7 protein-coding genes and 1 pseudogene are annotated in these 8,754 nt (G+C 51.1%); 3 read left to right on the top strand and 5 right to left on the bottom strand.

The window, feature by feature from the left end; genetic code table 11:
* The 3 genes and pseudogenes from ACJHYO_RS16955 to kgtP all read left to right on the top strand — a co-directional run.
* The coding region (locus tag ACJHYO_RS16955) for an IS3 family transposase (protein WP_322967685.1) at positions 1 to 79 on the top strand (79 nt) is incomplete at its 5' end.
* Positions 80 to 322: 243 nt separating this feature from the next.
* Positions 323 to 1,289: pseudogene (locus ACJHYO_RS16950) on the top strand (IS110 family transposase).
* A gap of 343 nt (positions 1,290 to 1,632) precedes the next feature.
* Complete coding sequence (gene kgtP, locus ACJHYO_RS16945) at positions 1,633 to 2,931, top strand: alpha-ketoglutarate permease (RefSeq protein WP_001443088.1); 1,299 nt, start codon at positions 1,633 to 1,635, stop codon at positions 2,929 to 2,931.
* On the opposite strand, the gene ACJHYO_RS16940 is transcribed toward kgtP, so the two are convergent.
* The 5 genes from ACJHYO_RS16940 to trxC all read right to left on the bottom strand — a co-directional run bounded on the left by ACJHYO_RS16940 (position 2,928) and on the right by trxC (position 8,644).
* Positions 2,928 to 3,251, bottom strand: a complete 324-nt coding sequence (locus ACJHYO_RS16940; protein WP_001467872.1) for a YfiM family lipoprotein — start codon at positions 3,249 to 3,251, stop codon at positions 2,928 to 2,930. The two genes, kgtP and ACJHYO_RS16940, sit on opposite strands and share 4 nt — an antisense overlap.
* 45 nt (positions 3,252 to 3,296) lie before the next feature.
* On the bottom strand, positions 3,297 to 4,652 hold the full coding sequence (pssA, locus tag ACJHYO_RS16935; protein ID WP_000949265.1) for a CDP-diacylglycerol--serine O-phosphatidyltransferase: 1,356 nt from the start codon (positions 4,650 to 4,652) through the stop codon (positions 3,297 to 3,299).
* A 113-nt stretch (positions 4,653 to 4,765) separates the two neighbouring features.
* Positions 4,766 to 7,426, bottom strand: coding sequence for a peptidyl-lysine N-acetyltransferase PatZ (patZ, locus tag ACJHYO_RS16930; RefSeq protein WP_085455474.1), 2,661 nt, complete (start codon positions 7,424 to 7,426; stop codon positions 4,766 to 4,768).
* A 31-nt stretch (positions 7,427 to 7,457) separates the two neighbouring features.
* A complete protein-coding gene (tapT, locus tag ACJHYO_RS16925) occupies positions 7,458 to 8,156 on the bottom strand; it encodes a tRNA-uridine aminocarboxypropyltransferase (protein ID WP_001298618.1) in 699 nt (232 codons plus the stop codon).
* A 68-nt stretch (positions 8,157 to 8,224) separates the two neighbouring features.
* Positions 8,225 to 8,644, bottom strand: a complete 420-nt coding sequence (gene trxC / locus ACJHYO_RS16920) for a thioredoxin TrxC (protein WP_001098726.1) — start codon at positions 8,642 to 8,644, stop codon at positions 8,225 to 8,227.
* Positions 8,645 to 8,754: the final 110 nt, after the last annotated feature.

Here is an 8,754-nt window from a genome sequence, read left to right as displayed (position 1 = left end):
GAATCAAAAAAGAATAAAACTCAGTCTTGGGGGACTCAGCCCGGTAGAATACCGGACTGAGTATCAAAAAGCCGGTTAACTGAAACTGTCCAGGTTTTGGGGTTCAGTTCATGCCGCATCTTATCCGACCTTGTATTATCCCTCCAGTGCAGAGAAAATCGGCCAGTTTTCTCTGCCTGCAGTCCGCATGCCGTATCCGGCCTTGGGTTCTAACCTGCATGGTAGATTTATGCGGCGGACTGCCTTTCTCCCGAAGTGATAAACCGGACAGTATCATAGACCGGTTTTCCCGGTAATCCGTATTTGCAAGGTTGGTTTCACTATGGAACATGAACTTCATTATATCGGTATCGACACCGCTAAAGAGAAACTGGATGTCGATGTGTTGCGTCCTGATGGTCGTCATCGCACCAAAAAATTCGCTAACACCACTAAAGGGCACGATGAGCTGGTGAGTTGGCTGAAATGTCACAAGATTGACCATGCGCATATCTGCATCGAAGCGACCGGCACCTATATGGAACCTGTCGCAGAGTGCCTTTACGATGCTGGCTACATAGTGTCAGTCATTAATCCTGCACTGGGTAAAGCTTTCGCTCAGAGTGAAGGACTGCGTAACAAGACTGATACCGTGGATGCCGCATGCTGGTAGAGTTCTGTCGTCAGAAGCGCCCTGCAGCCTGGGAAGCGCATCACCCGCTTGAACGCGCGTTGCATGCCCTGGTAGTACGCCACCAGGCGCTGACAGATATGCACAGGCAGGAACTGAATCGCACTGAAACGGCGCGGGAAGTCCAGAGGCCGAGCATTGATGCTCACCTTCTGTGGCTTGAAGCAGAGCTGAAGCGTCTTGAGAAGCAGATAAAAGACCTGACAGACGATGATCCGGATATGAAACACCGCAGGAAACTGCTGGAAAGCATCCCGGGTATCGGAGAGAAAACATCTGCGGTATTGCTGGCTTACATGGTCTGAAGGACCGTTTTGCCCATGCCAGACAGTTCGCCGCTTTTGCGGGTCTGACACCACGGCGTTATGAATCAGGCAGTAGTGTGAGAGGGGCAAGCCGGTTGAGTAAAGCCGGACATGTGTCGCTTCGCAGGCCGTTGTATATGCCTGCAATGGTAGCCACCAGTAAGACTGAGTGGGGACGGGCGTTGGCAGCTAATGGCAAGAAAGGAAAGGTGATTCTCGGCTCGATAATGCGCAAGCTGGCACAGGTGGCGTATGGAGTGCTGAAGTCAGGCGTGCCGTTCGATGCGTCACGGCATAATCCGGTAGCTGCGTAAAAATCGCGGAAGGGATGAAACAACAGCGCCTGACGGCGCTGTGTCTGGCATGCCTGCAATCCGGGAGACTGGACCAGGAAAAAACTTGCTGGCCGTAACAGTATCTACGCTCCCACATAAGCCAGATTCAACAGCGAATACGGCTTCCCCAAATTGCCCACTTCCATACTTCCTCCTTACCAGAAATCTATCCTTAAGCTCCTTAATAACCATTTTCCTGCTAACTAAATTCATGGTTAAGGTTGCATAATGATATGCAACAAATGTATAACATTTTTCTTACCAAAAAAACAAACAAAAGCGACCGACAAAAGCATCGGATTACGGCAGGAGACATAATGGCATGGCTGAAAGTACTGTAACGGCAGACAGCAAACTGACAAGTAGTGATACTCGTCGCCGTATTTGGGCAATTGTTGGGGCCTCTTCAGGTAATCTGGTCGAGTGGTTCGATTTCTATGTCTACTCGTTCTGTTCACTCTACTTCGCCCACATCTTCTTCCCTTCCGGGAACACGACGACTCAACTACTGCAAACAGCAGGTGTTTTTGCTGCGGGATTTCTGATGCGCCCAATAGGCGGTTGGCTATTTGGCCGCATAGCCGATAAACATGGTCGCAAAAAATCGATGCTGTTATCGGTGTGTATGATGTGTTTCGGCTCACTGGTTATCGCCTGTTTGCCAGGCTACGAAACAATCGGTACCTGGGCTCCGGCATTATTGCTTCTCGCGCGTTTATTCCAGGGATTATCCGTTGGCGGAGAATATGGCACCAGCGCCACCTATATGAGTGAAGTTGCCGTTGAAGGGCGCAAAGGTTTTTATGCATCATTTCAGTATGTGACGTTGATCGGCGGGCAACTGCTAGCTCTACTGGTTGTCGTGGTTTTACAACACACCATGGAAGACGCTGTACTCAGAGAGTGGGGATGGCGTATTCCTTTCGCGTTAGGGGCTGTGTTAGCTGTTGTGGCGTTGTGGTTACGTCGTCAGTTAGATGAAACTTCACAACAAGAAACACGCGCTTTAAAAGAAGCTGGATCTCTGAAAGGATTATGGCGCAATCGCCGTGCATTCATCATGGTTCTCGGTTTTACCGCTGCGGGCTCCCTTTGTTTCTATACCTTCACCACTTATATGCAGAAGTATCTGGTAAATACTGCGGGAATGCATGCCAACGTGGCGAGTGGCATTATGACTGCCGCATTGTTTGTATTCATGCTTATTCAACCACTTATTGGCGCGCTGTCGGATAAGATTGGTCGCCGTACCTCAATGTTATGTTTCGGTTCTCTGGCAACCATTTTTACCGTTCCTATTCTCTCAGCATTGCAGAACGTTTCCTCGCCTTATGCCGCTTTTGGTCTGGTGATGTGCGCCCTGCTGATAGTGAGTTTTTATACTTCAATCAGTGGAATACTGAAGGCTGAGATGTTCCCGGCACAGGTTCGCGCATTAGGCGTTGGTCTGTCATATGCGGTCGCCAATGCTATATTTGGTGGTTCGGCGGAGTACGTAGCGTTGTCGCTGAAATCAATAGGAATGGAAACAGCCTTCTTCTGGTATGTGACCTTGATGGCCGTGGTGGCGTTTCTGGTTTCACTAACATTGCACCGTAAAGGAAAAGGGATGCGGCTTTAGTGACGGGTCAGTTGCCAGACGGTATAGCCGGTGCTTGCACCGGCGATATCCCAGGCAAAATCCTTCCAGCTCCAGCCGCTCCCCTCAGGGCGGCTATCCCAAAGCTCTTTTGACGCCCCCAGACTGACAGAGAACATCAATCCAAACATGGCACTGCGATCCCGGCTCATCCCCTGATGCTGTGAATATTCATTTCCGGCGGCGGAAAGCATCGCCGAGGCGATAAAGTGTTGAGCTTTATCCTGCCCGCTCCAGTTATCGTTAGCCATATGGCTGCATCCAGAAAGTAACAATAGCGAACAGACAAAAAGAATACGCAAAACGTGGCCTCCAAAAAACAAACCCCGTACAGGACGGGGTTGTGATTACAGGATGCGGCTAATTAATCGGTCGATGCGGATACGGCGCAGACGGCGGATGAGTTTACGAACCTTCACCGGATAATCGGCAATACTTTGCAGATCGCGATAGTGCTTAACGATGGTGGTATGCTCGCGGATCAGCTCCAGTTCTTTCTCTCGCTGCGGCGCAAGCTCCAGTTGTGGATCGTGGATCAAAATGGCGTTTTCCAGATCCAGACGCCAGGCGCGCGGGTTCAGGTTATTACCGGTGATCAACATCCACTTATCATCAACCCACATCCCTTTCAGGTGATAGGTGTTGTCGTCATCTTTCCATAACCGAACTACTAACTGGTCAGTGTTGACGTAATACTGTAAACGACTCAGGAAACGACGCAGATTGATCTCATAGAGATAAGGCAATGCGCCAATTATCTTGAAAGGTTCATCTTCCGGAATGTAGAAGTCGTTCGCGGTTTTATCACCAACAATAATTTCGACCTTTTTCCCTTCGCGCAGCAACTGGATAATATTGCGCACAAGGATTGCTGGCAGGTTGAAGTATGGCGTACAGATGGTTAGTTTCTGCTCGGCACAAGGCATAAGATGGAAAATAGTCTTGTTCAACAGACTCGATTTCCCCAGCCCCACTAGCGGCGTTACGGAAAGCTGATCGTTGTCGGCATCGCCCTGGAAATGATAAGCGGCATCACGCAGCTCCTGGCGGAACAGGCGAATGTCGTTCTTGATTTCCGGGCTTTTTGGCCGATTAACATCATCCAGACGATTAACGCCGCGGCCATTCATAATATTCTGTGTAACCCATTCAAACATAATGTCTGACATCTTACGGTTACGGATCAGATGATAACGGTCGTAGCGATATTTATCGTGCTGATGCAGGTAAACATCGTTCAGGCTGGCACCGCTATAAAGTACGCTATCGTCGATGATAAAGCCTTTAAAGTGCAGAACACCAAGGGCTTCACGGGTATTGATTGGAACGCCATAAACCGGAACATCTACGCCCGGATTTTCCTGCGCCATGCGGCAGTACCAGTCAGCGTTAGTGTTAGATGCCGCAGCGCCAATGCGTCCACGTTGTGCACGATGCCAGTCGACCAGCACCCGCACATCCAGTTCCGGACGCTGCCTTTTAGCCTCATACAACGCGTTCAGAATGCCTTTGCCACCGTCATCCTGTTCGAGATACAGGGCAACAATGCAAATGCGCTGCTTCGCGCTGGCTATTTTTTCCAGCAACGTCTCCCGGAAGTCGGCGGGAGCGTAAAAGAAATCGACATCATCAACTGATTGAGAAATCTTGGGTAGTTGGGCAAGGTGTTGTTGATGTTTATTACGCTTAAATTTTGACAACATCACAGTGCATTTCTTCTCTGTTCATTGAAGGGTCCTCTGTGCAATGCAGACGACATAAGCGGGCAATAATAACACCAGTCCCGATTAAGTGGTCAACATTTCCAGTACCTTACTCATGATTCCTCGCGCTGGGCAAGACTTAGCGTAAGCCCAACGATCCCCTCTTCGAGCTGGATATCAACGTTAAACCCTAGCTTGCGGGCCAGCGCCACCATGCCACGATTGTTTGGCATCGTAATACCATTCAGACGTTGTAGTCCGTGATCTCGCGTATAGGTAATCAACTTTTCCATTAAGCGCCGACCTAAGCCTAACCCTTTGAGATCCGAGCGAACCAGCACGGCAAATTCGGCATCGATGTTATCAGGGTCGGAGATCGCACGTGTGACGCCGAGGATCTCTTCCGTTTGATCAATTCGTCGTACCGCTACAAATGCCATTTCCCGATCGTAGTCGATCTGCGTCATGTTGGCTAAATCTTCATGGGTAAATTCGTTGATCTCGCTAAAGTAGCGGTAATAAAGATCTTCTTTGGTGACTCGCGAAATGAATTGCTGAAGCTGTGGCTCATCTTCTGGCAAAATCGGGCGGAACAAGCAGCGTTCACCGTTTTTCAATTCTACCCATTCTTCCAGCTGATGCGGATAAGGGCGCACAGCCAGCCGGCTCTCGTTATCACCTTCAAACGGCGCGATATCCAGCGTGACATCCAGCGCGGTAAATTCACTGCCAGAAGCCAGCAAAGGATGAATATCCAGACGCTGAATTTCCGGGCAATCGACAATCAAGTTGGAAACCTGCACCAGAAGCTGGCTCAAGCCTGCAACATCCAATGGACGCAGTGCACTGCGCGCACGAATCTTTTTACTTTTTATTCCCTGAATGACCAGATAACGGGCCAGGTTCATGTTCAGCGGCGGCAGTGCGACGACGGCTTGATCTTCAGGACGCCACTCCACACCGCCTTCACCCAGCATGATCAACGGCCCGAAAACCGGATCGTGCTCAACCACAACCCGCAACTCCTGAGCGCCAGCACGGTTAGCCATACTTTGCACCAACAGGCCGTGGACCCGCGCCTGCGGCCAGGCCATTTTTACGCGATCGAAAATAGCGTTTGCCGCTTGCTGGACTTCATTGGCTGTACGTAGGTAGAGCATGACGCCCTGAACTTCCGATTTATGTGGAATATCCGGCGAGCGCAATTTCAGTGCCACCGGATAGCCAATCTGTTCGGCAATATGTACCGCTTCGGTGCTGTCACTGGCAATCCAGGTAGGGAGAGTATTCATACCATACGCTTGCAGGATGGGCTGAACTTCATGGGTATCGAGCGACGTAGCCCCTTCGGCAATCGCCTGTTGCAACAGAAGATGCGCTTCTGCGGTATTGGAAGTCAGATTGCTGGGCAACGCCGGCGTTTCGCGTAGTTGCTTCTGATTACGTCGGTACTCGACCATATGCATAAAAGCAGTGATGGTTCCTTCCGGAGTACGGTAGGTCGGCAGCCCGGCTTCGCTGAATAAACGTCGTGCCTCTTGCGAGGAGTGCTCGCCGCACCAGTTCGTCAGCAAAGAGACATATTTGCTGCGGGGATGATGCTTTACCGCTTCAATTAATACTTGTGCGCTTTCTGTTGCGGGAGCAGCGGCGCTGGGCGAATGAATAACCATCAGCGCATCAAAATCCTGGCTGTGGAGCAGAATGTCCAGCGTTTTGACATAATGCTCGCTGCTGGCGTCATCGCGCAGATCGAGCGGGTTAGAGATTGCCACATGCCCAGGCAGTGCATCGCTCAGTTTCTGGCAGGTTTCTTCGCTTAGCGTTGCCAGCTTGCCATTGCGTGACCATAAGGCATCCAGCGCCAGCGCGGCAGGCGCAGCACCGTTGCTGATAATCATCAACCGGTCGCCACGCAGCGGGCGCATATGGCTAAGGGTTTCCACCGCCGAAAACAGTTCGTGGGTGTCCTGTACCCGCAACAAACCGGCACGCTGAATAGCTGCATCCCACGCCGGATCCATTCCTGCCGTGGTGTTCAACAGACGTTGAGCCGCCGGGCTACGTCCGCTTTTAATCACCAAAATCGGTTTATTGCGCGAGGCACTACGGGCTGCCGAAACAAAGCGTCGCGCGTCGCTTAACTGTTCGAGATAGAGCAGGATGGCGCTGGTTTTACTGTCGCGCGCCAAATAGTCGAGCAATTCATCAACGTCGATATCCAGGCTGTCGCCGAGCGCAATAAAGTAGGAAAAGCCCATCTCACGCTGTTGCGCCCAGTCGAGGATGGTGTTGGAGACAGCAGCCGATTGCGAAATAAACGCCAGCTTGCCGCGTTTAATCGGCACAGGTGAAAAGCTGGCATTCAGACCTTGCCAGGGAGCCAGTAAGCCCAGACTGTTTGGTCCTAGCAGGCGCATGTTATGGCGCAGGGCGCAGGTGCGGAGATCTTCGTGTTGCGATGCCGGGGCGGAAAGAATAATGCAGGTTTTACAGCCTTTCTCGCCGAGCTCTTCCAGAAGAGCAAGATTACGGCTGGCATTGGTACATAAAACCGCAAGGTCGGGTGTAAAGGGCAAGCGGGCAATATCCGGCCAGGCCAACACACCCAACACCGCTTTCCAGGCTGGCGTCACCGGGAGTACCGGTCCGTTAAAGCCTCCCGCCAGCAGGTTACGCATCATCAGGTAACCTGCGCGATTGGGTTTCATTGATGCGCCAATTACCGCAATCGATTTTGGTCGCAGTAGTGCTTCCAGTCCTCGCTGACTCATATCGGTCTCCCGCAGAAGTGACCGAATGATTTTAAACGCTTTCTAACTGTTCTGCTGTGATGCTTCCCGGATGTTGCGTTTTTCCTGCCAGATAGCGTGTTTTAAAGCGGGTAAAATGCTCGCCTAACCCTGTCGCCGCCCTGGTATCGCCGGCCATATCTAACAGTGCGATGGCTACCTCGGCAGTACAATATTGGCCTTCAGCCTGGGCTTCACGCAGGCGATAGGCAGAAAGCCGAGAAAGATCGACGGAAATGACGGGAAGATTATCCAGATACGGACTTTTACGAAACATCTTGCGAGCTTCTGGCCAGGTACCATCGAGCATGATAAATAGCGGAGGCTTACCGGCAGGTGGTGTGAAGATCACTTCCCGTTGCTCATCAGCATACGAAGCGGGAAAGACCACCATTGGCTGATAGTCCGGGTTTTGCACCAGATCCAGCAAATCTTGCGAGGGTTCGGTACGCGACCATTGAAACGCAACGGTATCAGGCAAAATATCAGCAATCAGACGCCCGGTATTACTGGGCTTCATTGGCTCGGTGTCGAACATCAGCAAACAGAAGCGACTTTTTGCTTGTGCTGGGGTAATTGTCGAACAGAGACATAATTTCTCTGGCAAAAGACAGCGTTGGCAGCGACGAACGCGATTACCGCGGGCAAGAAAAGGACGTGTTGCGCGCGCAATACGCTCGGCGCGTAACTGGAGAACAGCGTTTTCGGTCATAAGAGAGCGTCGAAAAAACGCCATTGTCGCAGAGGAGAAAACGGGGCACAAGATGCGCCCCGGTAAGATTAAAGAGATTCGTTCAGCCAGCTGTCGAACGGCGCTTTCGGTACTGCGCCATTAAGCATGTCGACAACCTGACCATTTTTGAAAATCATGATCGTCGGTATACTACGAATTCCAAAGCGGCTGCTCAATTCACGTTCAGCTTCGGTATTCACTTTCACAAAGCGCACTTTACCGCTACGCTCTTGCGCAACATCTTCAAAAATTGGTGCGAAATTACGGCAGGGGCCGCACCACGGTGCCCAGAAGTCGATCACCACAGGTAGATCATCTTTCAGCAATTTGTCGAGCGTTTCACCGGTCGCATTAATCACCTCTCCGTCAAACAAGTCGTGACCGCAGCGTCCGCATTTTGCCGCATCTTCGATCCGATCGTCGGGAATGCGATTGATGGCCTGACAATGGGTACAAACGGTATTCATAACTAACCTCGGGATGAGTAAGGAGACTTATCGGCAACGACGCCGGTATGTTTCTAATATGTTACATATTATCGGGGACATTGTTCCAGACAACAATCTGTTTTATTCAA

This window comes from Escherichia sp. WS1118, from assembly GCF_046487695.1.
GTDB classification, from domain to species: domain Bacteria; phylum Pseudomonadota; class Gammaproteobacteria; order Enterobacterales; family Enterobacteriaceae; genus Escherichia; species Escherichia coli.
Note: the sequence above shows the minus strand (reverse complement) of the source record. Positions and strands in the feature narration are given on the sequence as shown.

Bases quoted from the DNA above. Each gene is read 5' to 3' on its own strand.
- kgtP (WP_001443088.1), top strand. From the start codon at position 1,633: ATGGCTGAAAGTACTGTAACGGCAGACAGCAAACTGACAAGTAGTGAT.
- pssA (WP_000949265.1), bottom strand. From the start codon at position 4,652: ATGTTGTCAAAATTTAAGCGTAATAAACATCAACAACACCTTGCCCAA.
- trxC (WP_001098726.1), bottom strand. From the start codon at position 8,644: ATGAATACCGTTTGTACCCATTGTCAGGCCATCAATCGCATTCCCGAC.
- tapT (WP_001298618.1), bottom strand. From the start codon at position 8,156: ATGACCGAAAACGCTGTTCTCCAGTTACGCGCCGAGCGTATTGCGCGC.
- patZ (WP_085455474.1), bottom strand. From the start codon at position 7,426: ATGAGTCAGCGAGGACTGGAAGCACTACTGCGACCAAAATCGATTGCG.